The sequence below is a fragment of the Enterococcus sp. AZ050 genome (genome assembly GCF_051715085.1).
GTDB lineage: Bacteria > Bacillota > Bacilli > Lactobacillales > Enterococcaceae > Enterococcus > Enterococcus faecalis.
In genome coordinates, this window is record NZ_JBIOTC010000001.1 from 757,522 (window position 1) to 784,116 (window position 26,595).

Annotated in this window: 28 protein-coding genes; 8 read left to right on the plus strand and 20 right to left on the minus strand. The window is 31.4% G+C overall.

Annotation, left to right across the window (positions count from 1 at the left end; translation table 11 throughout):
* Window positions 1-7: 7 nt before the first annotated feature.
* The 3 genes from IGJ04_RS03665 to IGJ04_RS03675 are packed head-to-tail and all read right to left on the minus strand — an operon-like array spanning window position 8 to window position 3,332.
* On the minus strand, window positions 8-1,150 hold the full coding sequence (locus IGJ04_RS03665) for a glycoside hydrolase family 88 protein (protein ID WP_002362143.1): 1,143 nt from the start codon (window positions 1,148-1,150) through the stop codon (window positions 8-10).
* 15 nt (window positions 1,151-1,165) lie between these two features.
* A complete protein-coding gene (locus IGJ04_RS03670) occupies window positions 1,166-2,965 on the minus strand; it encodes a DUF2264 domain-containing protein (protein WP_002400812.1) in 1,800 nt (599 codons plus the stop codon).
* On the minus strand, window positions 2,946-3,332 hold the full coding sequence (locus IGJ04_RS03675; RefSeq protein ID WP_438839914.1) for a hypothetical protein: 387 nt from the start codon (window positions 3,330-3,332) through the stop codon (window positions 2,946-2,948). Before IGJ04_RS03675 ends, IGJ04_RS03670 begins: the two co-directional genes overlap by 20 nt.
* 176 nt (window positions 3,333-3,508) lie before the next feature.
* On the opposite strand from IGJ04_RS03675, the gene IGJ04_RS03680 reads away from it, so the two are divergent.
* Window positions 3,509-4,570: a LacI family DNA-binding transcriptional regulator gene (locus IGJ04_RS03680; protein WP_002356832.1), complete on the plus strand. Its 1,062-nt coding sequence runs from the start codon at window positions 3,509-3,511 to the stop codon at window positions 4,568-4,570.
* Between the two features lie 40 nt (window positions 4,571-4,610).
* Here IGJ04_RS03680 and IGJ04_RS03685 read toward each other — a convergent pair whose 3' ends face one another.
* The 5 genes from IGJ04_RS03685 to IGJ04_RS03705 form a co-directional block, all read right to left on the minus strand.
* Window positions 4,611-5,444: a hypothetical protein gene (locus IGJ04_RS03685; protein ID WP_002400814.1), complete on the minus strand. Its 834-nt coding sequence runs from the start codon at window positions 5,442-5,444 to the stop codon at window positions 4,611-4,613.
* Window positions 5,445-5,853: 409 nt separating this feature from the next.
* On the minus strand, window positions 5,854-6,996 hold the full coding sequence (locus tag IGJ04_RS03690; protein ID WP_202579587.1) for a site-specific integrase: 1,143 nt from the start codon (window positions 6,994-6,996) through the stop codon (window positions 5,854-5,856).
* 1 nt (window position 6,997) lies between these two features.
* Window positions 6,998-7,186: a DUF3173 domain-containing protein gene (locus IGJ04_RS03695; RefSeq protein WP_033919048.1), complete on the minus strand. Its 189-nt coding sequence runs from the start codon at window positions 7,184-7,186 to the stop codon at window positions 6,998-7,000.
* A 342-nt stretch (window positions 7,187-7,528) separates the two neighbouring features.
* Complete coding sequence (locus tag IGJ04_RS03700) at window positions 7,529-7,777, minus strand: helix-turn-helix domain-containing protein (protein WP_202579588.1); 249 nt, start codon at window positions 7,775-7,777, stop codon at window positions 7,529-7,531.
* Complete coding sequence (locus IGJ04_RS03705) at window positions 7,771-8,172, minus strand: RNA polymerase sigma factor (protein WP_289867979.1); 402 nt, start codon at window positions 8,170-8,172, stop codon at window positions 7,771-7,773. The genes IGJ04_RS03700 and IGJ04_RS03705 overlap by 7 nt, the downstream gene beginning before the upstream one ends.
* Window positions 8,173-9,656: 1,484 nt before the next feature.
* Between IGJ04_RS03705 and IGJ04_RS03710 the strand changes: the two genes are divergently transcribed.
* Complete coding sequence (locus IGJ04_RS03710) at window positions 9,657-10,019, plus strand: helix-turn-helix domain-containing protein (RefSeq protein ID WP_438839915.1); 363 nt, start codon at window positions 9,657-9,659, stop codon at window positions 10,017-10,019.
* A gap of 39 nt (window positions 10,020-10,058) precedes the next feature.
* The gene (locus tag IGJ04_RS03715; protein ID WP_438839916.1) at window positions 10,059-11,105 is read left to right on the plus strand and encodes a hypothetical protein; all 1,047 of its coding nucleotides are present in this window, start codon (window positions 10,059-10,061) and stop codon (window positions 11,103-11,105) included.
* 423 nt (window positions 11,106-11,528) lie between these two features.
* Here the strand turns inward: IGJ04_RS03715 and IGJ04_RS03720 are convergent, their stop codons facing one another.
* The 8 genes from IGJ04_RS03720 to IGJ04_RS03755 all read right to left on the minus strand — a co-directional run bounded on the left by IGJ04_RS03720 (window position 11,529) and on the right by IGJ04_RS03755 (window position 17,672).
* Entirely contained in the window at window positions 11,529-12,062 is a 534-nt protein-coding gene (locus IGJ04_RS03720; protein ID WP_438839917.1) for an IbrB-like domain-containing protein, read from the minus strand.
* Window positions 12,049-12,483: a hypothetical protein gene (locus IGJ04_RS03725; protein ID WP_202579591.1), complete on the minus strand. Its 435-nt coding sequence runs from the start codon at window positions 12,481-12,483 to the stop codon at window positions 12,049-12,051. Before IGJ04_RS03725 ends, IGJ04_RS03720 begins: the two co-directional genes overlap by 14 nt.
* A gap of 24 nt (window positions 12,484-12,507) precedes the next feature.
* A complete protein-coding gene (locus IGJ04_RS03730; RefSeq protein WP_438840343.1) occupies window positions 12,508-13,806 on the minus strand; it encodes a DUF3440 domain-containing protein in 1,299 nt (432 codons plus the stop codon).
* Window positions 13,807-13,946: 140 nt separating this feature from the next.
* Complete coding sequence (locus IGJ04_RS03735; protein WP_438839918.1) at window positions 13,947-14,261, minus strand: hypothetical protein; 315 nt, start codon at window positions 14,259-14,261, stop codon at window positions 13,947-13,949.
* A 22-nt stretch (window positions 14,262-14,283) separates the two neighbouring features.
* A complete protein-coding gene (locus IGJ04_RS03740; RefSeq protein WP_202579598.1) occupies window positions 14,284-14,610 on the minus strand; it encodes a hypothetical protein in 327 nt (108 codons plus the stop codon).
* A gap of 97 nt (window positions 14,611-14,707) precedes the next feature.
* Window positions 14,708-15,274, minus strand: coding sequence for a WxL domain-containing protein (locus IGJ04_RS03745; RefSeq protein ID WP_202579671.1), 567 nt, complete (start codon window positions 15,272-15,274; stop codon window positions 14,708-14,710).
* Between the two features lie 73 nt (window positions 15,275-15,347).
* Entirely contained in the window at window positions 15,348-15,986 is a 639-nt protein-coding gene (locus IGJ04_RS03750) for a SpaA isopeptide-forming pilin-related protein (protein ID WP_202579640.1), read from the minus strand.
* A 15-nt stretch (window positions 15,987-16,001) separates the two neighbouring features.
* Window positions 16,002-17,672, minus strand: coding sequence for a bacterial Ig-like domain-containing protein (locus IGJ04_RS03755; protein WP_438839919.1), 1,671 nt, complete (start codon window positions 17,670-17,672; stop codon window positions 16,002-16,004).
* 1,201 nt (window positions 17,673-18,873) lie between these two features.
* Here IGJ04_RS03755 and dltB point away from each other — a divergent pair.
* Window positions 18,874-20,073 carry a D-alanyl-lipoteichoic acid biosynthesis protein DltB gene (dltB, locus tag IGJ04_RS03760; protein WP_181034001.1) on the plus strand — a complete coding sequence of 400 codons (1,200 nt, stop codon included), beginning with the start codon at window positions 18,874-18,876 and terminating at the stop codon, window positions 20,071-20,073.
* Between the two features lie 798 nt (window positions 20,074-20,871).
* Window positions 20,872-21,429: a DUF805 domain-containing protein gene (locus IGJ04_RS03765; RefSeq protein ID WP_181034000.1), complete on the plus strand. Its 558-nt coding sequence runs from the start codon at window positions 20,872-20,874 to the stop codon at window positions 21,427-21,429.
* A 1,028-nt stretch (window positions 21,430-22,457) separates the two neighbouring features.
* On the opposite strand, the gene IGJ04_RS03770 is transcribed toward IGJ04_RS03765, so the two are convergent.
* From IGJ04_RS03770 to IGJ04_RS03785, 4 genes are all read right to left on the minus strand, one after another.
* The gene (locus tag IGJ04_RS03770; RefSeq protein WP_192411281.1) at window positions 22,458-23,057 is read right to left on the minus strand and encodes a tyrosine-type recombinase/integrase; all 600 of its coding nucleotides are present in this window, start codon (window positions 23,055-23,057) and stop codon (window positions 22,458-22,460) included.
* Between the two features lie 131 nt (window positions 23,058-23,188).
* On the minus strand, window positions 23,189-23,395 hold the full coding sequence (locus tag IGJ04_RS03775) for a hypothetical protein (protein WP_010818055.1): 207 nt from the start codon (window positions 23,393-23,395) through the stop codon (window positions 23,189-23,191).
* Window position 23,396: 1 nt separating this feature from the next.
* Window positions 23,397-23,681 (minus strand): hypothetical protein, encoded by a 285-nt coding sequence (locus IGJ04_RS03780; RefSeq protein ID WP_438840344.1) that lies wholly within the window; start codon window positions 23,679-23,681, stop codon window positions 23,397-23,399.
* 13 nt (window positions 23,682-23,694) lie between these two features.
* Window positions 23,695-24,279, minus strand: a complete 585-nt coding sequence (locus tag IGJ04_RS03785; RefSeq protein WP_431449856.1) for a recombinase family protein — start codon at window positions 24,277-24,279, stop codon at window positions 23,695-23,697.
* Window positions 24,280-24,597: 318 nt separating this feature from the next.
* Here IGJ04_RS03785 and IGJ04_RS03790 point away from each other — a divergent pair, with 318 nt between their 5' ends.
* From IGJ04_RS03790 to IGJ04_RS03800, 3 genes are all read left to right on the plus strand, one after another.
* Window positions 24,598-25,017: a MerR family transcriptional regulator gene (locus IGJ04_RS03790; protein WP_202579685.1), complete on the plus strand. Its 420-nt coding sequence runs from the start codon at window positions 24,598-24,600 to the stop codon at window positions 25,015-25,017.
* Between the two features lie 76 nt (window positions 25,018-25,093).
* Window positions 25,094-25,960, plus strand: coding sequence for an aldo/keto reductase (locus IGJ04_RS03795; protein WP_202579686.1), 867 nt, complete (start codon window positions 25,094-25,096; stop codon window positions 25,958-25,960).
* Window positions 25,957-26,580: an NAD(P)H-binding protein gene (locus tag IGJ04_RS03800; RefSeq protein ID WP_202579687.1), complete on the plus strand. Its 624-nt coding sequence runs from the start codon at window positions 25,957-25,959 to the stop codon at window positions 26,578-26,580. The genes IGJ04_RS03795 and IGJ04_RS03800 overlap by 4 nt, the downstream gene beginning before the upstream one ends.
* The last annotated feature ends 15 nt before the right edge of the window (window positions 26,581-26,595 follow it).

Genomic DNA, 26,595 nt, shown 5'->3' on the forward strand with positions numbered 1-26,595 from the left:
CCCTGAATTACCAAAAAGAATACCAGCTTTTCGCTAAACGAGTTAACGCTTCCAAATAAAAGTAGTCGCCCCAAATCATGCATTCATCGACTCCTGTATTTGTTTTTTTATCATAGACACCATGAAGCAATAGGCCGTTCGACTCTGGTCGTAAAACCGTTGTATACTTTTCCGCTAATGCTTGTAATAGTTCTAGCGCAACCTTTTCATAATAGCCATGTTTTTCATCATTTAATGGAAGCTGACGAGATAATTCTAGTAAGCCACATGCAGCAATTGCAGCAGATGAGCTATCACGTTCTTCTTCACTCCCTTCATTGAAAATTAAATCCCAGTAACAGATTTTGTCCTCTGGTAATTCTTGAATAAAGTAATCAGCAACATTTTTTGCTGTTTCCAGAAAACTACTATCTCCTGTATATAAATAACTTAACGTAAAGCCGTAAATTCCCCAGGCTTGGCCGCGAGCCCAACAAGAATCGTCTGAGTATCCTTGCTGCGTCTTACCGTATAAAGCTTCGCCTGTTTCCGTATCAAAATAATACGTATGGAACGTGGTGTGATTTTCTCGCACAATATATTTTTGTGTTTGTTTCGCATGATTGTAGGCAGCTTCATAATACTCTTGCTTGCCAGTCATTTTTGCTGCAAAGTATAATAATGGTAAGTTCATTAAACAATCAATAATCATTCTGCCTCGTTGCTCTGGATCGTCTAAATTCCCCCAAGCTTGAATAATCTTGGCTTTTGGTGAATAACGTTTCATTAATAAGTCCGCAGCTTGCAAGGCCATTTCTTTTGAGGCCTCATGACCATTGACTTGATAATCGGCAATGGCTGTTAAAATATACAAAAAGCCTATATCATGTGTTTCCAGCTCAATTTGTTCATCCAAGCGATGTTGAAAAGAAGCCATCTGTGTGGCAATCACTTCATCGAACTCTGTTGAATTTGTTAATTCCTTTGCTAAAAATAACATTCCTGGCCAAAAGCTGGCCGTCCAGTCAATATTTTCTTCAGGATAATAAATTTGATTTAAACTTGCCGCGGGTGGAACTAATTCTTTAAATGTCTCTAAATTTCCTCGAACTTTGTTTAAAGCAAAACTGATTTGCTTCGGCAACCACTCAATCTGTCCATTTTCTGTCATTGTGTATTTCTCCCCCTAATTCCCCAAAATTACAACTTTTTCTTCAACTAAAAGCTGATTTTCTTTTAACCTAACTTTAACTGGCTCAATTTGTTCATTCGGTAGTACGCCTGTCACCAATGTAATTAAAAGATGTTTCCCTTTCGACAAGTTTGCTTTCAAATATGGCAACTCCGTTAACGGATAAAGTAAATTTGTATTCGGTTCTGTTCGAATAATCGCAGCTTCAGAAAAGCCGTTGATATTTTCTACTTTTGACACACCTTTTGCATTTTTTACCTCAGCCATTTGATCAGAAACGCAAGTGACCTTTTCATCGAAGAGCGGGATTGAGAAGCCACCTTCATAAGCCACTAATGCACGTTGTGTCTCAATTTCGTGGATCCGTAAATGCTGGCCTTCTAATGGTACAATTGTCGTTTTGATTGCTACATCGGACCAAGGATACCATTGATGAATGATACGATCATCAAGAATTTCGTACTGATCATCTAATCCCTTCGTGCGGAAATAATGGTCGTCTTCAGCTAAAGCCAAGCAATTATCATAAGCACCTTCGTAATACCAATAATCACTCTTTATAGTACTGAAACCAAAATGGGAAGAATAAACAAATTTACTATATTTATCATGCGCATGAGCTTGATAATTAATAAATTGTCCCGCTGGAAACATTAAACCATGTGTCCCTGCATCATTTACTTGATAGTAGTTCCGACTTTCTGGTGAAGGTAAGTGTTTTTCTGGAAAGCTAATAGGCTGTGTTTCTGCTTGCCAATAAGGATGATCTTTTGGAACCGCTAACAAAATGAATGTTTTAAAGGCCCAATAAGGTGAACCAGGACCATTATAGCCTTCGGCAAAGACCATATTTTGATAATCATAACCTACCGACAATAATCCATCTGTTGTAAAAATATCTTTGTTCATCCATTGATGAAGATGTCGGCTGATTAGACCTTTGATCTCACCCCACGGCAATGCTTCAACATCTGCAAAAACTAAGGCACTAAAAAATGACACTTGAGCAAAACGATACGTTAAGCTACGTCCAAAGGGAATCGCTTCTCCTGGCTGAGTAAACCAATATTTAAACTCTTGCGCGAACAAAGTTGCTCGTTCCTTCATAATAGCCACTCTTGCGGTATCTTCCGGGGCAAAACGACAATACAATAAACTATAATAATGAATAGCGAAAGAAACATAATAATCAACTTGTGTCTCGACTCCGTCATAATACCAACCATTACCGACATAAAAACGATCAATTACAGCCAAATCAACAGCGATCTGTTCTTTTGAATACGGCATTTCACAATGTTTCATCGCTAAATTCAGCAACACTCTAAAGAAATGCCAATTATTTGGCGGAATAATGTTTTCATTGGCTTGTATCAGCCAACTGTGTAAATTATTTTGCTGTTCTTTTGTTAGCTGGTCCCACGTTTTTTCTTTGTTTAACAAAAGAAATGTACTTAATGCTGCCATCTCAACAATCAATTGATCATAATCTTTTGTTTTTCCCCAATAAGATGAACTCTCAGGATCGGTGCCTTCGATAATTCCCGTTAGAAAGTCATTCAAATACTCACTTTCATTTTGCGTTACATAAGGACCTAGTCCCCATAATGGTCGTAAAAATGCCTCCGCATCACGTGTTCCTTTAGAATAAACTGTCCCGTGTGTCCCTAAATCCAGATGACCTTGATATTCTCGATCAAAAAACAATTCCAGTGGCGCTAATAAATCTTCAAATCCTTCTGCAACTTCTTCGTATGTTTCAAAAGGATTCTGTCTAATTCGTGGCTGAATCATGATTCTCCTCACTTTCAATTAATGTCCCTTTCAAAAAGCCGTAATATTCTCCGTAAACTGTCACTTCGTCACCAATTTTCAATTTTTTCTTTTGCTCATTAAAAACTTGATATTTACTAGAACCACTTTTCAAAATAAAACGATCACCTTTTTTTATTAAACTGGAACGACTGTCGCTCTCAACAATCTCCCCTTTCAAAGAAATATATTCATTTAAACGAACGTCACCATTTTGTAATTCTGTTTCTGAATAAGACTGTGCCGTTTCCTTTAGATTTTGAAGAGATTCTTCATCAAATTCTTTTTCACCGGATTTACAATCTGTTAAAGCAAGTAAAATTAGTAAAAAAAGTGAAAATCTTTTCACTAAACCACCTTCTCCATCGAATTAAAGCGCTTTCTTTGACTTTATAGTATATTTTTTTAGTCAAAAAATCAATAGTTTTTGCTAAAAAAAAGTAAAAAAAAGCTTTTTCTTGCTTTTTTTTACTAAAAAGAAATATACTATATGCTATAATAGTACTTGAGAAGGAGGCATTTAGAATGGCAACTATCACAGATATCGCAAAAGTCGCGAATGTTTCAATTTCAACTGTATCGCGAGTTCTGAACTATGATCCAAACTTATCCGTTACAGAGGAAACCAAGCGAAAAATTTTTGAAGCAGCAGAAACCCTGAATTATACGAAATATAAAACTAAAAATAAAAACAAACAGCAGGAGCAACTGACACCTAACCTTTCCGTACAAACAGCTCCGCAAGAGCCTTCGATTGCCGTCGTTCAGTGGCGTTCAGATGACGAAGAACTAACGGATATTTACTATATGTCGATTCGTTTAGGCGCTGAAAAACGGGCCGAAGAGTTAGGTTACAATATTCTCAAAGTTTCTCAATTGGAACAACATAACCTTCAAGGGATTGATGGCATTTTGGCAATTGGTAAATTCACTCAAAAGACGCTACAAGAGTTGCAGCAACTGCATCCAAACCTTTGTGTAATTGGCAGTAATTTCCCATTGGAGGAATTTGATTCTGTAAATACTGATTTTTATCAAGCAACCGAGATTGCCTTAACCCATCTTTTGGAATTGGGCCACGAAAAAATTGCCTTTATTGGTGCCGAAGAAAGCGAAAATATGTATGGTTTCCGTCGCTATAAAACACCGACAACCAACGCTTATCTTGACATTATGCAGCATTATCACTTGTTTAACGAAGATTATTTTATCTTAAAAGAAAATGGCATGTTGGATGTCAAAACGGGGGAACAATTGACAGAAGAAGCGTTAGAGAAATGGGGAAATGATTTACCTACTGCGATTCTTGCTTATAATGACGCCTTTGCAATCGGTGTGATACATACGTTAGCCGCACACGGTATAAAGGTTCCTGAAGAAATTAGTGTCATGGGGATCAATGATATCTCTATTTCTCAATATGTCTCACCACCGCTATCCTCTGTCCATGCCTTTACTGAAGAAATGGGCGAGACAGGCATTAATTTATTGCACAAACGAATTCAAATGCCTAGCATTCCTCGTAGAGTCCTGTTAAACACAGAATTGGTTGTCCGCCAATCGACAACTAGCCCACGCCAGAAATAAAAAATAAGGACCGCTCCTATAAAGGAACCGTCCTTATTTTTTATTTGTTTTGACCAAATAATTCAATTTGTGTTAATGCTGGAAATGGTGATGGTTCATCTGCTTGAATTAACTCTGTTAGTATCACCCACTCCGCTGCCCGTTTCGCAAAGGTAAAGCTCTGGCGTTGCTCAGTCTTAACAGTTTTAAAAACTTCATGTGTACCGTCGGAAAATTTTAAAGTCACTTGTTGCCAATAATTATCATGAGGAAAGTCCGCTCGTAATGTTAAGATCACTTTATCCAACAAGACTTCACGCCCAAATTCAATTTTTAATGCGGCATCTAACTGCTGATTAATCCCCCATGATTGATAAGGATACGGCCCATGATAAAGATTAGCAAAGGTACCGTCAATCGCATTGCAAGCAAAAAAAGTGGCATCATTTCGCGTTTCCACGTTGGCAGATGCATGAGGATACGCACCAGTAAAATGTTGTAAATCATGTGGATTTAACGCCCAATTACGATAACTCTTAATTTCTTCTTTAGTGGCAACACGCACACTTATATAAGGTTTCTTGGTTTCAAAACGATACGCTGCTCGCGCTTCGATAGCGTTTTCATTTTTTGTGATTGGAAACGTCCATTTTTGTTCTGGAACATAAATCAAACTGCTGTCAAGCGTAGCATCTAACTTCACCATTAAATAAGTATTGGGCGTATCTAAACAAACTTGAATCACATCGCCGTCTTGTAATTGACAATCCCGAGCAGCTAAACAAACAAAATCTTTTCCTGTAATAGTTAACTCTTTCAAAGAATCTGAATCATCTATCTTAGCTTTTCTAACTTCTTGTTCTTGATTTAAAATCGATAATGAAATACACGTCATATGCTTCCCTCCTAGTTTTACCTTTATTATATATTATTTTAGTAAATTAATCTATTTTTTACTAAAATAATAGCTGATTAAAGAATAAATGTTTAGATCAAAAAAATAAAAAGGCTTTTCTTAAAAGTCTTCTTTTGTTCAAACTGATTATCTTAAGAGTTAAAAAGTGTGACATAAGTTGAGCCGACCCCCAAAAGTTAGATTTCTAGGTCTAACTTTTGGGAGTCGGCTCAAGTCGAAATGACTAATGTCCCACTTTCAATAAAAAAAGAATAAATTTATGATTTTTTCTGATCATCTTCATCCATTTTCGATACCGCCAAGTACTATCAAAATCCCGATATATCAACGTTCTTAAATTGGAAATCGGCTCGTGACAACGGTATGACAGTAGAAAAATGAGAAAAAATTAAATATCAAACCTCGAAATTTCATCCGCGAGCGCTTGATTCGTTTCTGGATATAAATGACCATATTTATCTAAAGTAGTTTTTATAGATGAATGGCCTAAACGTTTAGAGATAGCATAGATATTTTTATTATGTTCAACTAAAAAGGCAACATGGGAGTGCCGTAACCCATGCATATGAATGGGTTTTACCCCTGCTACCTTTGCCAATGCTTTTATCCGATTAAGAATCGTCCTTGGAGATGGAGGGAGTCCATCATACGAAAACACCAGGCTGATGTCCTCAGCAATCGTTTTTTGAATGGTTTTCCACTCTTTCAAATCCTCTATTGTTTTTTCATCCAAAGCAATTGTTCGAGTACTTGAAGTATTTTTAGTATCTGCAAATTCGAAATCTTCTCTTGTCCGAATGTGAATGGATTTATTGATACTACATGACTTATTGTCTAAATCCAAATCGGACCATTGTAACGCTAAAAGCTCTTCGCTTCTCATACCTGTTACAAAAGCAAATCGGATTAATCGTTTATAGAAAGATTCTTCAAAATCATTTCGATAAACACAGTGGTAAAACTGCTTAAATTCATCAACTGTCCAAAATTCTATTTTCGAACGCTGCGTTTTAATTTTGCCAATAGAATCTACCGGATTTTCTTCAATGATTTCCAATACAGTGGCCCGTTTAAAAACCACTCTTAGTTTATTGAATATTTGTTTAATATAATTTGACGATAATGGGGAGTCTTTTCCGTTTTTGGTAATACGAATGTTCACTAAAAATTGTTGGAATTCTTGTATATGAATCGGACGAATTTTTTCTAGTTGCATATGTCCAAAATAGTCCAATGCACGTTGCAAAATATTCTCTGTTTTCACATACGTCTTTTCAACAGTTCCTAATTTATACCAAGGAAAAAAATATTTATGGTAAAAATCATGGAAAGTGATTCCTTGTAAATAAATACCTTGTGAATCAGAAAAATTTTGTTTTACTTCTTCTAATGCTTTCTTTGCTTCTCCTTGTGTTTTAAATCCTCTTCTTGTTACTTGTATTCTCTTACCAAAACGATCTTGTCCTAAAGTTACTGAAAAAAACCACGTCCCTCTCTTTGAATCTTTATAAACATTTGCAACTCTTCTCATCTTAATGTTCCTCCCAAGAAATGTGTAAGACTTCTTCTATTATCGAAACAGGTATACGTTTTATTTTCGATTGTTCATAAAACGTGTAACCTCTTTTAACCAGAAGTGTTTTGCATTCCCTGAAGATTTTATCAGCATAGTATTTAGAAAAGCCTAATTTAACTATATCTTTTCGAGTTGCTGTCTTCATTATACCACCTTCTTAAATTATTATCATTTCCTTCTATCAGCTGCTTTTGTCTAAAGCACATAGGACTTTCACCTCTCCCCAAGTTTACGGCGAGCCTTACGGAAGTATCATTATCTCAGCTTCAAGTCATCGCTTTTTATTGACTATAAAAATTATTTTAGAATTTTCGTCGCTCTATCTAAATAATAAGATGTCATGGCGCATCTAAAATATGCTCTTTGAAGTGTTAAAGTACTGATAGAATCTATTTAGATTTCAATGAACAACTAAATTGTCCAACTAAAAGAATCTCATTAAATATTGAAAGCCTCTTTTAGAGAGACAAATGGAAAGGGGATTTTTTTATTTTTTGATTTTAAATTTCAATATAGCTTCTATTAGCTTTGTTTCTAATTGTCTTAACATAATTTCATCCATATAAACGATAGATTTTCCCGTTTCATTAAATCCATTTGACAAACATAAACTAGCCATGTAACTATAATAGTGCTTAAGTATAATTTTTATCGAAATTGGATCTTCCTCTATAGCAGATAAAATAATTGGTATTGGAATTATTGGGTAATAGCTTTTTTTTCGTATTTCTACCATAAACCATACCCCATTTTTAGTTGTTCTATTGCCTTAGTTCGTTGATACCAAATACCACTTGTACTCATGTTAAGTATTTCTGAAATTTCTTTGTCATTGAAACCTGCAAAATAATAAAGCAAGACAATCTTTCTCTTCATTTTCGATAAAGCATCAATGGCTACTGATAATTTTGGATCTGAAACTAAAATTTCCATTCCTAGCAGAAGGTAACTACTTTTATTTTCGTATTCACTCTGCGGATATTTGCTTTCACTTACATAATCTAGTGGTTCTTCATTTTTTTTTATTCTAGCTTTTTGTTTCCTTATATTTTTTGCTTCATTTCGTAAAACCTTTTTGCAATAAGCATCAAATTGATGTTGTATAGAATTTTCATCAAAAATTTTTTCCATTATATATCTGCTCCATTTTCCCCTTTCCACTAATACAACAATCGAAGTGTGCTTTTTTTTCGAAAAACAAGAAAAATCTTGTAAAATTTCTCATACCAGCATAGACAAAATTTATTTTTACATACGATCATTAAAAAATTATCCAAGATGTATAGTATTCATTAATTGCAAATATCTGTTCTTCTCTTATGAATACAGATAGATAACAAAAAAACCGACTAGGTTAGCCTAATCGGTTTTCAAAAAAATTATAGGTTTTTATGTGCTTTTATAAAAAATATCTATTATTACTATCCTATTTTATATTATTGAATTTTGGTGTTAATAACCATTTTGTTCAGATAGTGCACAATCATTTTAGGCGCCCATTCTCTACTAAATCTTCCTTTTTTATTCCCTTGTACTCTTAAGATTCCTTCACTTGTTCACAAACTAATCTTTAGCCCTTTGGAAATCGAATCTGGTTCATTGCAATTGACCACGTTACGAAACTCTTGGAAAATTTTTGTCACGTTCTATCAATTTTTCAATCGTCAGTTTGTGAACATTTATTGTCCATATCTCTATTCACGTTATATGTTTTCTATAATGTCGTCTAAAAAATAGCTGTGAAACTCAAAGGTAACCTTACTCCCGATACTTCATCAATACCTACAATACATTTACGATCTACTAACTGTATGAATTCTTTTGAAAAAGGATAATGATAATGTGAAGACATACATGAATTACCATCGACCATATCACTAAATAAAAATTATTTATTAATTAAAATTTTGACACCTAAATCCTAAACACTACGAATATCAAGTTCTTCTATATACATGTCAATCGTTTTTAGTATTTTTCTACTTTCAATCATTTTTCTGACAAACCTATTTCAATAGATCTATCAGCTGAGGTCTGTTCTCAATATTACTTTGACAAAGCATCTTTTCCCTATATACACGTGCAGTAGTTATTTGTCTATTAGCTTTTGATATTTAAATTTTTTATCAAACCTTGAAAATAAAAATTCTTTTGATGAATAAAAAAGATATGCTTCTGCCGTTTTCTTGACTTATTCTTTATGGAATAATACTCTAGATTTAGTTATGAGCTAGCAAAAAAAAGTTTCACTTAAATCGAAGTTAGTATATACTAGATATAGGATATTTTTTTATTTTATCAATATTTTGTCTGGTGATTTATTTGATTTCGAAAAAAGGAGAATTTTCAGATAATTAGTTCATCTTAATCAGACACCAAGACATATTAGATTATCCTGCAATAATTTTAGGAATTTGCCATTTTTTAAAGATAGCTCATACATAGAAATATATATCTTTTCCTCCATGTAATTCGAGCAGTTTTAATTGTGATGACATATACCAATAATTTCTCAAGTCTTCTTACGCCTCATGAATTATAAAAAGATTTTACGACATCTTTTTGTTATATAGTGCTAAAATAATAATTTTTGCTTTAAAGAAAGGGTAGCTATTATGATTGAAAAATATATTGAGAAAGATATTATTAGACAAGTAAAGCTTACAGAATATCTACTAGATATGAAAACCTTAAACATTAATGATGTTGCAACAAAACTTCATGTGAATTCAAATACTATAAAAAGAGATTTCCAAAAAATATGCACATTTTTGGAAGATCATATTTTAAATTCATCATTTACAAGTAAAGAAATTTGTATAACGTTTCATACTGGAACAAATTATTATTCTTTGGTAAAAAAGCTGTATAAAGATTCCAAAATTTTAAGAGTTTGCACTCGATACTTAACAGGGGAATCAAATTATTTGGATATAGTTGATAAAGAATATGTATCTGTTACAAAAGCATTTCATTAAAAAAAGAAAGTTGAAGATTTCTTTATCAATTCAAATATAATGAATGAAGATAAGGAATTTATAGATAATGAGATTAACTTTCGACTCGTAGTATTATCTATTTGGATGCGTTCAGATCTGTATAATGAATCAATAGAAACGGAATATATGGAAACAGCAAAAGTAATATGTGATTGTGTTTTCAACGATTTTTCAAATAATCATGAGATAGATGAAAGAGATTACACCCTTTTTCTTTTCGCGACTTACCTTTCATTAACCAGAAAAGATAAAAATATTAAAATTAGTTTCCCACTGGATTATTATGAAAAAATAGTCAATTCAAGCTTTACTTTTGAAAAAATTAATAGTATAAATAAACAAATTCTAAAAGAAAGTATGTTAAGTTCTGACGAGATAATCTTTCTGTGCTTTATGTACAAAGCTGTTTCTTTGAATACGGATAACTACTTATTGATTGAGACTAATTACTTGATTGAGCGTAATTTCACAATAGAAAATAATCCTATAGTAAAACAACTAATTCGAAAATTTGAATACGAATTTAGAACAGTTCTACTAAATGAAATTTCTTTTGAAAAACCTTTTTTAACTTTTATAAATTCTATTTGGCATAATATACAGAGCTTTATAGTAGATAAACATTATTATTTAACACCTGATCAAATTGATTGTATTCATAGGGTCAATAAAGTATTGAAAGAATGGACACAAGAATTCAACTTATCTAGCGTTCAATTCAATTCTATCTCTATTGAAAAATTTTGTGCGCAGGTGACAACTACATTATTAAAAAAACAGGAAAAAAAGACCATATTTATTATAGTGGCTAAAGATGAGCTTTCACATATTTTATATAGAGAAAACCTAAAAAGATGGATTAATCCAGAATTCAATACTATAGATACTATTATGTACTATGATTTAGCTAGTATTCCAATATATGTTCAATCTTTACCGCATATTATTATTTGTGATCGAGCACTACTAACTAATCAAAAAAATGATAATCTCTTTCCAATTTCAGTGACTACTCTAAAAAAAGATCTAAAAAAACTATTATTCAATATTATTGAAAAAAGTTAGAAACAAATGATTACCTGAAAGATACCAAAAAATGATTAAATAAAATCCAATCCAATACGTAGATCGAGAATCGTAGCATTTTCGTTCCAGATTTTTTGGCTTGTTTACTGCCCAACTGGGAGGCATTGTTAAGCCTTTGTGTTCTTTTAATTATTCTAAATAAATAATCAGATTACTTAATCTAAAATGATACTCCAATGTTTTTCAATAAATAAAAAAACTCTAAACGGTCTTTTTGGTAAATACTGGAGGACCAGGATGCAGTGCCAGAACTTCGGCGTCATCTATAAAACAAGTAAGTACTTCAACACCTTTAATATTCAATTATTATTTACCAAAAAGACCTTCTCTTCCGTAATTGAAAAGTATATTTTACGCATTTTCTCATCTTAAATTCTAATTTATACTTCTATTAAGAATCTTTTACGTTTTATACTTCTTCTTGTAATATCTATTTTCAAACGCAATCCAACTTTTACTAAAATTATGACTACTAAAAGCCGCCTTTAATCCAGAGGACTGCTTAAATCTAAAAACTTCCTCCATATCCATTCCTAATTCTTTAGATATTTTATTGTCATGCCATCCACTCTTGATCAATCTTTGAACAATATTTTCCATTTCTGCAATTCCATGAACTCCCCGTGCACGATTATGTCTTATCGTTGAAGCAATTCTTTTTTCCAAAGGTTTATCTATTACTGTTACAGGAACTTTTTTTAAAAACAGTTTATCCTTTGCAACTAAATATCTGTGAAAACCATCTATCAATATATACCTGTCATTTACCTTATCATAGTAACAAACTAAAGGTTGTGTAAAGCCATCTTCAACTATAGAAAGCTCTAATAACTTCATTTCAGGAGAAGCAACCTTGTTAGGATTATAATCATTTGCAACTATTTGTGACAAAAGAACCATTTTTACATTTAAAACTGGAAAATCAATTTTTCTCATTAACACTCACTTCTTTTTTTAAAAAATAATAGTTTTTTGTTTTTTTAAAAACACTAAAACCTTTTAATTCAAATAATCTTTTATCTTCTAAATTATTAACACAAGCTTCAATTACTCCTGCTTGATCGTAATTTCTAATATCTAACAGCATTTTTCTTAATAATATTCTTTTTATATCTTTTTTTATTCTACTAGACTGATAAATATCACCTATTTCAATTTTATTTTTTTTCTTTTCAAAAGAAGAAAATGCTTGGACGACATTTTTACTGTCAACAACTACATACCAGTAAGTTTTAGGTGTATTTACTAAATAGGGATACATTTTTTGATATATTCTTTCAGCAAAAAAAAAGCCCATTAATTGATAAAATTGTGATTTGTTGTATGGAGGAAAAAAGCTCAACATTTTATAGTCCATTGAATCCCTGCTTTCTTAACTATTCTACATCAAATGTTTTAGTTTTTTCTCTATTTTACGTAATTGAAAGTATGGAAGATTTTCTATTCCTAAATTATTCCCATACTCTATTGCTAATTCATATAATTCTTCTTCATCTACTTTTGTTAAACTATATTGTCTAGTACTTAATGCAAAATCATTTTTCTCTATGGCTCTTGCTATATCTTTCCAATTATGCCAAAGTTTTTCATCATTCTGCCATTCTTTTTTTGTCGCTTCCTCAGGTATATCATCAATATCAACATTAAAATTCTTTTTATAGTACTCCATTAATATTGACAATTTCCAATAATAATGATCTCTCATTTTATTTGAATATAGGCCTATAGACTCTAGTAAGAAAACTGTATATTCCTGCCACGACATATGATCAGGTTTCCTTGACTTATAATGTGATAGTAACGATGTTCTTGAATACAGTCGACCAAAGTTTGCGCCAGAGACTCTATTAACTACTCTTTCCCATGTGTTAGGTTCTACAAAAGCATATTGCTCTAAACCTTTTCTTTGTTGCAATCCATAAGGTTGACATATACGCATCTGCGATAAAGGAACTCCTACTTTATACATCTTTTCGTAAAACTCATTTACATACCAGTCATATTTTGCGTATGCTCCCCATACATCTTGTAAGCTCCAATCATATATAGGATAAAAGTTGACTGCATGAATCTGCTTAGAATATTGATGTTTAATCCAGCATTTTTCATCATAATTAAATTTAGAGCTAGTTATTGCTTTATATCTATTTAAGCTTTCTTGAGAGCGTATACCTATTCCACAAGCTACAGTTTCTTCATCATTTGAATAATAATACCAATGAATAAATTTTTTTAAAAATTTATCAGGATTCATATTTGAACTCCTATACAACGTAAACAAATTTTTATCTAATTTATCTATTGTAATAGCATCTTTAGGTAATGGTTGAATCCATTGTTCTTTTGCTGCATCGTCCCACATAAGCCACTGAGGTTGAAAAATACTGGTTGTATTATCTTCGTAAAAAGGTAAACAAAAATGATATGTCGCTTTTATAGATTCTAATTTTTTTATTTTTTCAATAAAAAAACGAGTTGAATCATAATTGGCCTCAACATCAAGAATAAATAAATCAAACTTTCTATTCAATTTTTTTGCGACTACATTTGCCAATTGAATCATAGCTCCACTATCTTTTCCACCGCTAAAAGAAAAATAGACATGTTGAAAGTTTTCGAATATATACGTTAGTCTAGTAATTGCAGCATCTAAAACATTCTCTTTTTTATATTCTTTCATCTCATTCACCTAGCTTATTTTGCATACATGTTTTTAACTAATTAAATTACACTGTCTTGTTCTTTTTACCCAAAGTTTTAAGTTTATTTACAACCAATCTAACCGATTTTTGTTATCTGAATAGCAATAAAAATTAGCTATTATATAAAAATAATAGGAAAGAAGTGACCAACTTTCAAGGCTTTTGATTTTTTGATTTTTTGATTTTTTAATTTTTCTGCTAAAAAAAAAAAACATCCCATTATTTCTAATGTGGAAAAATAACATCCAAGAAAATAAATAAATGTCTGTCCATTTTCACAAAATGTAAAAACAATTGTCTGCCGCCAAGTATCTGTAAAGCCACTAAATATAGGCAGTTGTTGATCCAAAAAAGAATAGATTACAGGTAATCCTATAATTGTTGCAAGATAGGAAAGAATAATTGATCGTACTTGTTGCCATCTTTTTTTCACAGTTCATCCCTTCTTTCATTAGTTATACGATTATCCCTTTGTTCTGACGCCATTTATTTAAATAAGATACAGAGACACCATAATAATCCGCAATCTCATGAAGTGTATACCCCAATGCTCGTAAACGCATATATTCTTCTTGACTCATTCTACGAATTTTTCTCTTATCAGAAGTTAATCGTCGTAATTCTTCACTACACGCCATAATTTTCTTATATAATTCACTGGTTTCATCTCTATGCCATTCATCATCTAATGCCATCAAACATAATAATTCTATTCGTGTCTCTTTAATTTTGTTCTTGTCTTGAAGAATTTTTTCATCATTTATACATCTTGTTTCATACATATTTCTTTACTCCATTTACTTTCTTCCCACTGTTAAATACACCCATTATTCTTTGAAAAAAGGGAAGCGATTTGCTTCCCTCTATTTCTTTTATTATTTATGATGCTGGCGCATCCGTTAATGTCCAAGTTAAATCTGCAGTATATTGTTCTGCTGATTTTGTTGAAGTTCCTGGAACGTGTAATTTCACGCCTGTTGTTTGCCAAGTCCCAGTCGTCACTCCATTTCCGTTTCCAGCTGCTGCATTCATCACTTTCACTGACTGTTCTGGTGTCAAAGTCGTATCTGAAGCTGTGACTGTTTCATTACTTGAATTAGCTACTACTCCACTAGCTAGACTAACTTGAGCCCCTGTTAATTCTTTTACTCCAGCTTTCAACTTCCCTGCTGTAACTGTTAGTGTCCATCCAGCTGAAGAACCACGTAAATCTGTCACCTGAACTTCACTTTGTGCTTGCGCATCATAATCTTTATCTTGTGTCGTAATTTGTTGTGTACCAAAATCAAAACTTGGCACTTTATCCAACGTTAAGTCCCCTGCAGTAAATGTCACTTTCCCTGTAGTTTGTTGTGGTGCTACTGCATCTGCAGAAATTGAAGAGAATCCAATCCCTCCTGCAATCATAGCCACTGTCAATGCACTAGTTAATTTCATTGATTTCATAAATTTTCTCCTTCTTTCTTAAAAAATTATTTATATAAACAAAATTCAAATTTTGTTTATTCCACTTGTTTAGCTACTTTGTTATATATTTCCGATACATCCCATAAATAGCACTTGCCAAAATAAGAATACCTAGAATCATCCAAACGTATGACATTTTGACACCTGTTTTTGGAAGGTTTCCTTTTGCTTTTTTAGCTACTTCTTGTTTTTGAGCTACAGGCTCTTTACTGCTTGTACTTTGATTTTTATTCGTACTCTCTACAGGTGTTGTTGATTGCGTTGTACCACCTGTTTTTTTACTTTTTTCATTATAAGCTGTAACCTTTACAGAAGTTTGATCAAATCCCACTTCAAATGGGATTGGGGTTTGATCTAGTTGATACCCCTTTGGGCTTTTTGTTTCCACAAACGTATATTTTCCTGGAAACAATCGGGTAAGGTGTATTTCTCCTTTTCCATCTGTCGTCATCGATTGAGCTACTTCTACTACTGCTCCTTTTTCATCTCGTAGTTCAAACGTCGCTCCTGATAATACTTCTTTTGTTTCTTTATCCTTTTTTTGCAAAGTTACAGAGACTTCAATCGAACCATCACCAGTAAAAGTAATTCCAGCTTGACTCGTTTTAGACTCTGCATAAGTAGTAATGCCTAAACAAAAAGTCAAAACCATTAAGCTACCCATTAACAACCATTGATAGACTTTTTTCATCGCTTCTATTCCTTTCTATGGCGTATCGTTTAACGTCCATTCAATTGTTCCTGTATACTCTCCTATTGAAGCCTCACCTGTTTTAATTTTCAATAAGATTCCTTTTTGAGCATTCCAATTTACTGTTATATCTGTGCTATCTTCCGACTCAGTAGTTGTTTTACTTGCTATCAATTGTGCAGAATTTTGTGTAATAATTTGTTCATCACTTTCTGTTTTATAAATTAAACTGTTAGGAAGTTCTTTTCCTTCATTATTTGTTAACACAGAATTCATTTTAGCTGTCAATTGCCACTTACTTCCTTTTCCTCGTCTATCAATAACAGTAAATTCTTCATTTTCAGAAAAGCGTGGCTCATAATAGCTTGTTCCTTTTTCTAATTCATGTATTCCAAAATCAAAAGTACTTGGAACATTCAATTCCAGTTTTCCTTTTACAGTAACTGTAGCAATTTTTTCAATGCTGCCATTTTTATAAGTTATTGGATATTTTCCTGGCCTTTGATTATCGACATTTCCAATTACCTGTATTTGATCAACAGTCAATGGAGTTCCTGATCTGTCAGTCGCTGAAACAAAATTATCTTCTTTCTTCCATGGATCTCCAACAAAAATCGAAGAATCTTTTACTTCAATACTACTCAAATCTTTATTTACTTGAATAGTATTGGTTACTATCATAGGATTATTTGCTACATTTTGTTGACTCCCAATAAATTTTACTGTGTTTGTCAGCTCTGTAATACCTGTAGAAATTTTCCCTTGGTATTTTACAATTAATTTCATGTTTGCTTCCAAACTATTTAATGTAAAGCTGATTTTTTTCGTTGAATTTTCATGCATTGTTACTTGATTTGTGATGATTTCTTCCCCAGTCACTCCTACTTTACTAATAACTAGTGAATCAGGATCATACTCAAACCCTGTTGGTAATTCATCTTCAACAGTAATATTTTTTACATCAACAGTAGGTTTAGCTACTGTATTATTTAATTCACTTACATATTCAATAGTGTCTCCTTCGTAAAATTTGTCCGAAGAAGTATCACTTAAATTTTTCACTGTTTTTTGTGCTGTTAACTGATTTTTAGAACTAAAATAACCTGTTACACCAGAAACATACGTATTCCCATCCGCTGCTTGTGTAGTAATTCGCAAATTTAATGGAATTTGGGAGTAATCTCCAATAGAAAACTCTTTTATTTGTCCCTGAATTCTTATCGCCGGACTATAATTATTATCTGGCATTAACAACTGATCTGGAGTCAATGAAGCTGTAATTTTCTTATTTTCAGGACTATATATTACATCTTTTCCCCAAGTTAAAGGCTGTGATTTTCCATCTGGAAGAACAACTTGTGGCGCAATAGTTGTATCAATCTCAATTACATCATTATAATAAAACTCAAAATTCACTCTATTTATTTCTTTTTTCAATAACATACCTTCTACATGCAAATCCATTACTACTTTATCATTTGGGCCTACTTTCCAACCACCACTAATAGAAGAGCCATTTTGTGATTGATTCCCCGAGCTTATTGCCGTATTATCAGATATATTTCCAACACCTAAAACAGCAACCGTCTTTCTCAAATAGCCTTGTCCATTATTTTCAGAGTTTTCATTATAGCCATAATATGGCAAGGTGTTCTTATAATCCAACTCTTGTGCACTTGTTGTCATTCCTCCCAGAATAAATAGGATAAACACTCCTAAGAAAAAATTTTTTATGACTAACCAATACATTCTATTCTTAGTCAAACCCTTATCACTCCCTATTACTTTTTGAAACCATACAAAATTTTAAACTTATAGGCTTGATTAAACAGCTATAAAAATTTGACTTCTTACAACGCTGATTACCTCCTCTCTTAAGGGGTAAGAAGAGGTAAGAGCTATTTCTGATTCTGCTGCAAACACACTTCCTCCCTCTTTAATTTTATATAATAAAACTAACTTATCCCTTTAAAAAGCAATTTAGTTTTATCCAATTTTGCTATGCAATGCGAGATAAACACCTTTCCTCTTTTACTATTTTTACAACTTCTCTTAAAGTGATTTCTCATCTTCAGAAAAAAGACTCAAGAATTTTTTGTCTCTTTTGCAAGGAATATCTCTATGTAAAAGATTACAAAAAAATAATATTTTCTTCAATAGGATTAAATAAAAAAAATGAAAAAATACCTTTTTTTATAAATTAAACCCTTACATATCAAACAAAAAAGAATAATAGAATAACAACTTTTTTAGTTTACAAAAGAGACAAAAAATTCTTGTGTCTCTTTCATTGTTTTTTACCTAATAAATAGCTTATACAACAATATCAATTTGTAGTTCTTTAACTTATTTGCAATCATAAAAAAAATAAATACACATTTATTTTATTGACTTTGATTTAAATTTTACATCTGTTGTTATAAACAACCTCCATATAGTGACAAACAACCATATTTTCTATTACCCTATTCAAATATACTCAGTGGTAAGTATATTTTATTAAAAAAATCACAGTATTTTACACTATTCCAACCAATTTTTTTGATAGTGTATTTTTTATTGAGAATTTTTAGTTACGATGCAGAATAATGAACTGTAAGATTCGTTTCTATAAAGAATTCAATACACTACTTTTTACACTCCAATTTTTGGAGCTGATATTCTTATTACTATTTTTTAAGTATATTTATGTAATGCAAAATAGAATTATAACCCTACTGAAAGCAATCGTTTCAGTATAATATTCTTCTTTTCTCACTATTGTTTTTTTAGATATACTAAATGTTACAACAATGTAAGAAAATCGTTAGACTTATATATGGAAATATTTTTTTTATTAACTATGATTAATAGATGAAAAAAACTATGAAAGACTGGTGGAAATATAGTGATGAATTTTCCTCATATGGTACCATATTACACCCCATTTTATTTTGTATTATTGATTATAGCATTGATACCAATAATCTTAACATTAATGTTTAAAGGAGAAAGATGGTCTTGGTATCAAACATTAATAACTTTACTTTTTCTTTATATAAGTTTTGGTGGTCATCGATGGCAACAAGGTATAACTATAATTGTATATACTATCTATCAAACACTATTGACATGGACTTATGCTACTTATCGAAAGAATAAGAATAAAAATAAAATATTTTATCTTTTCATTTTTCTAAATATTTTGCCACTTATCTTAGTAAAAATTTCTCCATTTATGCTAGAGAAAACTCCAATAGGCTTTTTAGGAATATCTTATCTAACATTTAAAGCTGTCCAAGTAAATATCGACTTGCGCGATGGATTGATTAAAGAATACTATCCATGGCATTACATTCAATTTTTACTTTTTTTTCCAACAATCTCTTCTGGTCCAATTGATAGATATCGGCGTTTTGAAAAAGATTTAACAAGTCCGCCCAATACAGAAAAATATTTAGACTTTCTAGATAGAGGTATTTTTTGTTTATTTTTAGGCTTTTTATACAAATTCATTATTAGTTATTATTTATATGAACTTTTACAATATGTTAAAGAAATTGCTTTAGCACAAGATGGTATTTCATTGTGGGCTTTAGGTTATATGTATGTTTATAGCTTATATCTTTTTTTTGATGTTGCTGGATACAGTTTATTTGCAGTAGGAACAAGTTATTTAATGGGGTATGATACTCCTATGAATTTTAATAAGCCTTTCTTAAGTTGGAATATAAAAGAATTTTGGAATCGTTGGCACACGACTTTATCTTTTTGGTTCCGTGATTATGTATATATGCGACTAATGTTCTTTTTAATGAAAAAGAACATGTTCAAAAGCAAAATTGTAGCTTCAAATATTGGATATTTTGTTTTATTTTTAATTATGGGGATATGGCACGGTTTAACCTGGTATTACATTATGTACGGAGTATATCATGCAACTTTGATTTGCTTAACAGATGCTTGGTTACGTTTCAAGAAAAAAAACAGAAAAAAAATTCCATCAAATAAATTGACCCACGCACTTGCAATATTTTTAACCTTCCACGCCATTTGTATTAGTTTTTTTATATTTTCAGGATTTTTAGATCAACTTTGGTTTAAATAGTTCAGTATCAAAACAAAAGAGATATAATAACTAAAATATACTTTTATGGTTAAAAAAAGGGAAGGTATAGTTTTCAATAAAAAAATATTGTAGGCTGTTATCATTTTATTAGGATTTTCTCATTATATTTATCATTTATTGAAATAGAATCAAAATTTTGTTAAATTCTCTTAGTAAATAAATTTAAGGAGGGATAATATGGACACTGTTCGCATTATTTTAAGCTTCATTGGTTTTTTTAGTAGCATTCTACTTTTATTTACATTTAAAGAAAGCTGGAAAGACTTAACTACTATGCAAAAAATCAATATTATAGTACTTGTTTGTTGTATATGTTTACCTTTTACCATAGAGTTTTTCCCAAAATTCTAAAACAACTACATTTACTTACACTATACGCCCTTGTATCTGTTATACAGAGGCGTTTTTTCAACAGACGTAGATGTTTCATTTGTACTTAAACTTTCACTAATTTTAGTTGAACTTATTTGGGTAGTTTCTTACGTCTCTTTCATTGTTTTTTTCTATCTTTAGGAAAAATTATACAAAAAAACTAAAACAATTTCTAACTTGTCATTATAAACAACTTTTTTTCGATTTGTAAATTGAAATTAAATATTACACACCAGTCTTTTGGGTGGATATTCTTATTGCTGTTATTTTTCATATTCTATATATTTTTAAGTATACTTATATAATGAAAAATAGAATTACAACCCTTTTAAAAAATGTTGCACCTCATAATACAATATAGTGAAATCTTTTTTGATAAAATATCTAATTTCAGGAGGGATTATTTTGACTAAAATTGAACAAAAAGGTAAAGTATCTTTTAAACAAGCAATCAAAGACTTTTTTTTAGGGTATTTCGATTTTAAAGGACAAACAACACGTGCAGGTTATTGGTGGGTTATACTTGCATTTATTCTATTAACTATAATAACTTTAATTTTAGGAATGTTTTTCTTTTTTTCAATGTTTGTTTCTTCTTCTGCGGAGGCTTTAAAACGGCTGCTAATTGTAGTCTCTATCTTTATCTTATTCATAATTATTCCAAGCTTAGCCTTAAATGTCCGTCGAATTCGTGATGTCGGTTTGACAGGTTGGGGAACTCTTTGTCTGTATCTTTTAGCTTTTATACTTTTTATGGCTCAAGGAACTTATAGCTATGTTTATAATTTTGATTTCATAGAAGGAAGCAAAGAAAATATTACATTAGGAAACAATATTCTAGTTACATTTTTAGATTTTACTATCAATATTCTTATGCTTCTATTAACCATTTTCCCTACAAATATGCTGACTACGAAAAGCGAAAATAAAATTTTACGTTTCTTTTTCCGATTGGCAGAATAAAAGCTCTTAAAATGGAACTTTGCTTCTAATTTAAACATGTTATACTTTGTCTATTCAAAAATGCATCATTAATACTCCACAAAAACACTAGGTTTTATTCATTTACCTAGTGTTTTTTTATATTAATATTCAGAAAAAAATAGTTTATAATAACCATTTTTATTTACTAAAAAAGAACTAAGTTACTTATCAAAAATAACCTAGTTCTTTTTGTATAATAAATTATTTAAAAATGAGATCTCCTATTATCTAGTATTAGTTTTTAACTAGAACTCAAAATACAATACTACTTTTCATGCACAAAAACTAGAGGTAGGAGTTAAAAAGTTTACAAATTATAAGCCTCTAGTATTCTAGCATGAATTAAGAATGTAAGAAATCTTGTTACCAAGAATTTTATCATCCCTATTTACAAGTATTCAACCTTTTTTATGAATAGTTTCCTATAGATTCTAACTTTTTTAACACCCTATCTCTAAAAAATAATATCGACTATTTTAATTCTTTCTTTAACAAAAAAACTATTGATTTTTGTTGAAAAACCTTTTATATTTTTTTTAGGTTGAACACATAGTGAATTAATCATTCAAGAGCTAATTCACTCTTTTGTTTTTTTCCATTCAAAATAAAATTTAACACTATTTTGGAGGTAACAAATGTCCGATTTCATATACATTTTTTCAAGTTTTATAAGCTTTTTCAGTAGCATTTTATTACTCTTTAGTTTTAAAACTGAGCGAAAAAAATTAACAACGCTTCAAAAAGTAAGCATTATTATACTGGTTTTCTCAATTTGGCTCCCTTTTTTCACTGGTTTTCTTTCAAACATAAAGTAAAAAATATGTTTTATTTTTACTCATAACAGTTCATTTGTTTAGTTCAAAGTCCTGTAAACTGTTACTATTTTTTTAAGACTCTATTATTCATAAAAAACAAAAAAATTGTGATATACATTCATAGAACCACAAAGCAGAAGAATAAAAATTGTAAATATGGTTTTTATTCTTCTGTTTTGTACTTTTATATTTTTATAAGTTTAAACTCATAACAGCTATATCTTTATCTTCTTGTGTAATCCCTATATACCTTAATGTATCTCTTTGGGAAGAATGATTTAATAAATCCTGAATAATTTCTATAGGTACTTTGTTTTTATATAAAAAATAACCAAATGTCTTTCTCATAGAGTGACTACCTATATTTGAGATTCCATTTTCACTTGCTGCACGGTTTAAAATGGCCCATAATGTTTGACGATTCATTGGTCTATCTATCCCTTTTCCACTAGGAAAAAGATAATGCTCTAACTCATCATTATTTACATATTCTGTAAAATTTTTATTGATATAAATCTCAAGTTCTTCTCGTAATTGGTCTGATAATATAACAGAATTGTACTTCCCTGTTTTTTGTTCTTTTAAAGACAATCTATTCTTAATCACTATTTTATTTTCTTCTATCATTGCTACATCTGATAATTTTAGATTTCTCAAATCCGAAATACGATAGGCTGTATTAATTCCCATAGAAAATATAAGCACATTTCGCTCACCATATCTCCCTTTACGCAAACTTTTTTTCATTTTATTTATTGACCGTTTATCTTTTAGAGGAACTACTGTATTCACTGTTCACACTTCTTTCATATTTTTATATTTATCATAAAAAGAATTCAAATGTACCTCTTCTTTTTATTTTCAATAAAAACCATCATGAATTATCTACTTTGATCTAATTCATGATGGTTTTTAAAAGTGTTTTAATTCTTTCCCGCACCTATTTCTATATAAGAACCATTGCTTAATTTATATTCTTTTTTACAGCTACTACACTTAAAATGATTATATTTTCCCAGCTCTCTTCTAGCCAATTGCCCACAATCACAAGCAACATATGCAACTACATTTGTCTTATTCCACGTAGTAATTTCTATTCCCCAGTGATCATATTTTTTTCGAACAACCATCTTAAATCTCTCCGTTTCTAAAACTATATCTTGCAATCATTTCTCTATATTCTTGTTTTGTTTTAGGCTGAACTCGCAATACTTCTTCGGCCAACTCTAATAATAGTTTTTCCACTTTTACTGACATCGTATCAAAAATAACCATTGGCTTATTTTCTTTTTCAACGCGTTTTTTGTATCTTTGATAATTTGCTGAATAGAGTCGACCATTTGACATTTTTTCTATTCCATATCCTGAAATCAAAGGATTTTCCAACAATTGAATGATTTTCTTTTTATTCTCCATAACATCTGAAAAACTAGTGAACATTTGTTTTTCCACTTTTTTCCTCCATTTTATCTAAATAGCGATAAATCGTTGTTCGAGAAACATTCCAACGTTCGGCAATGGTTTTAATCGGTGTTCCACTATCAACTAGAGTCTTTAGTAATTCTAAGTCTTGTGCTTTTAATTTTTCAGGACGACCTCCAAATCGCCCTCTTGCTCTAGCTGCCGCTCGTCCTGCCGCAGATCTTTCTAAAATTAGATTTCGTTCAAATTCCGCAAATGCTGCAAACAAATGGAACATAAGCTGTCCAGTAGAACTTGATTTATCCATTGTTATATTTTCTTGAACACTATGAAAACTAACACCTCGTTCATTCAAGCGATTGACGATTGAAATCAAGTCTTCCATATTTCTTCCTAGACGATCTAAACGCCAAACGACAAGTGTATCTCCAGATCGTACAAAATCAATGGCTGTTTCTAATCCTGGCCGATTACTTTTTGCACCACTCATATGATCTGAAAAAATTTTTTCGCATCCGAATTTATTTAAGCTATCTTCTTGTAAATCCAAATTTTGTAAACCAGTAGACACCCGGGCGTATCCTATTTTCAAAAAAATCACTCCTTTACAAAATCTATTGTAACATAACTTTAATCAACTAGTATATTTGAACATAGATTTTGATATGAGTTTATGAACACGAAAAGGAGTTAAAAATTTAAAAACTAGATAAAAAAATACTGTGTACAGAAACGCGTGATTTTCTGTACACTTATTTTGAAATAAAAAAATATATCTGGTATGATTCTAGTTTTGAATAATAACATAAATAAATGGAAAACCAAGGAATAAAATTTTTTAAATAACTTGCCTTAGAGTTCACTTTAGGGTTTATGATACTTATATAAAAAGATGTGGAGGTTAATTTTGATGAATATTAAAAAAGCAGCGGAAATGTTTGATTTGAGTGTAGACACACTACGCTATTATGAACGGGTTGGTGTCATACCACCTATTCACCGCAATGAGAGCGGCTATCGGGACTATACTACGAATGATCTTAATTGGATTTATCTAGCAAAAAACTTACGAAATGCGGGATTATCGATCGAATCACTCATTGAGTTTGCTCAATTGGCTCAATTACGCGAAACGCAGAATGTAGAAAAAGCTCAGAAACAAATTTTATCTGATCAATTAGAAGAATTAGACAAAAAGTTAGCGGAAATGCAGGAAGTACGAGACTTACTTATTTATAAGATAGAAACATATGATGATCACATCGCAAAATTTAAAGCAGGTGCATTGGAGCCTGATAAAGTCGAAAAACTATGGGAACGAAAAAAATAAAAATTTTTTCTTGCTATGGACTTAACTCCAAGGTTTAGGATAGAACATGTAAAGAAAAATGGAGGAGGAAAACAATATGCAAACAATTACTTTGAACAATGGCGTAGAAATGCCACAATTAGGATTTGGTGTTTATCAAATTCCATTGGAGGAAACAGCTGAAGCAGTCTATCAAGCTATTAAAACAGGATACCGTCTGATCGATACAGCTTCTATTTACGGAAATGAAAAAGAAACAGGTGAAGGAATCAAACGTGCCATCAATGAAGGCCTAGTCACTCGAGAAGAACTTTTTGTTACTTCTAAATTGTTTATTCTTCAAGCACCAGAAGAAAAAGCTGCGGAAACGATTGAACATTCTCTTAAAGTAATGGGGTTGGATTATCTGGATCTTTATCTTATTCATCAACCATACGGAGATATTTATGGTGCATGGCGGTCAATGGTTGCTGCTCAAAAAGCAGGAAAATTACGTGCCATTGGGATTTCAAATTTCAAATCAGCTAAAATGATCGAATTTATTGGGTTGAATGACGTGAAACCTCAAATCAATCAAATCGAAGTGAATCCTTGGAATCAACGAATTGAAGATCAGGAATGGCATAAAAAATATGGTGTACAAGTTGAAGCTTGGGCACCATTTGCAGAAGGTCGTCACGAACTATTTACTAATCCTGTATTAACAGAAATCGGTAAACAATACGGAAAGACAGTAGGACAAGTTGTATTACGTTGGTTAATGCAAAGAGGGATTGTTGCTTTAGCAAAATCAGTTCGACCCGAACGAATGGCTGAAAACATTGATATTTTTGATTTTGAGCTTTCAAAAGAAGATATTGAAAAGATAGCGGCTTTAGATATGAAAGAATCTGCGTTCTTTGATCATGATGCACCTCAACAAGTAGAATGGTTTATGAATCGGATGTTGGATACAGAAAAATGAACAAAAATATCCTAATTATTGGTGCTGGCGGTCAGATTCCACAGGTATTAATCCCGCTTTTGCAAGAGCAACCTGGTTTACATTTGACTTTATTTGGGCGCCATACCGCTAAATTACCCTATACGAATGTAACAAAGGTTTCTGGAGACGCTGGAAAATTAACTGACTTGATTAATGTTATGAAAAACCAAGATATCATTTATATGAATTTTGATAATAAAAAAGTAACCGAAATTGTGATTGATGCAATGCATAAAACGGGTGTGAAACGAATCATTCAAGCAGGTGTACTTAGCGTGTACGGTGAAGTTGCAGAACCGTTTGCTACATGGAATAGTCACATGATGGGAGAGGCAGTCGCGCATAATCGAGGTGTAGAAGCATTGGAAGTCAGTGATTTGGATTACACTTATATGCGTATGACTTGGCTCTATAATGGGAACCGAAAGGACTATATTGCAAGCTCTAAGGGAGACCCATTTTTAGGTGCTCAAATTACGAGACGTGCTATTGCTCAATTTATAATGGACAATATAACAGGAAAAAGAAATGACATTCGAGCAAGTATTGGATTGTGGGAATCTGGTTCAGAAAATAAATCAAAACCTGATTTTTATTGATAGAAGGATGCAAGT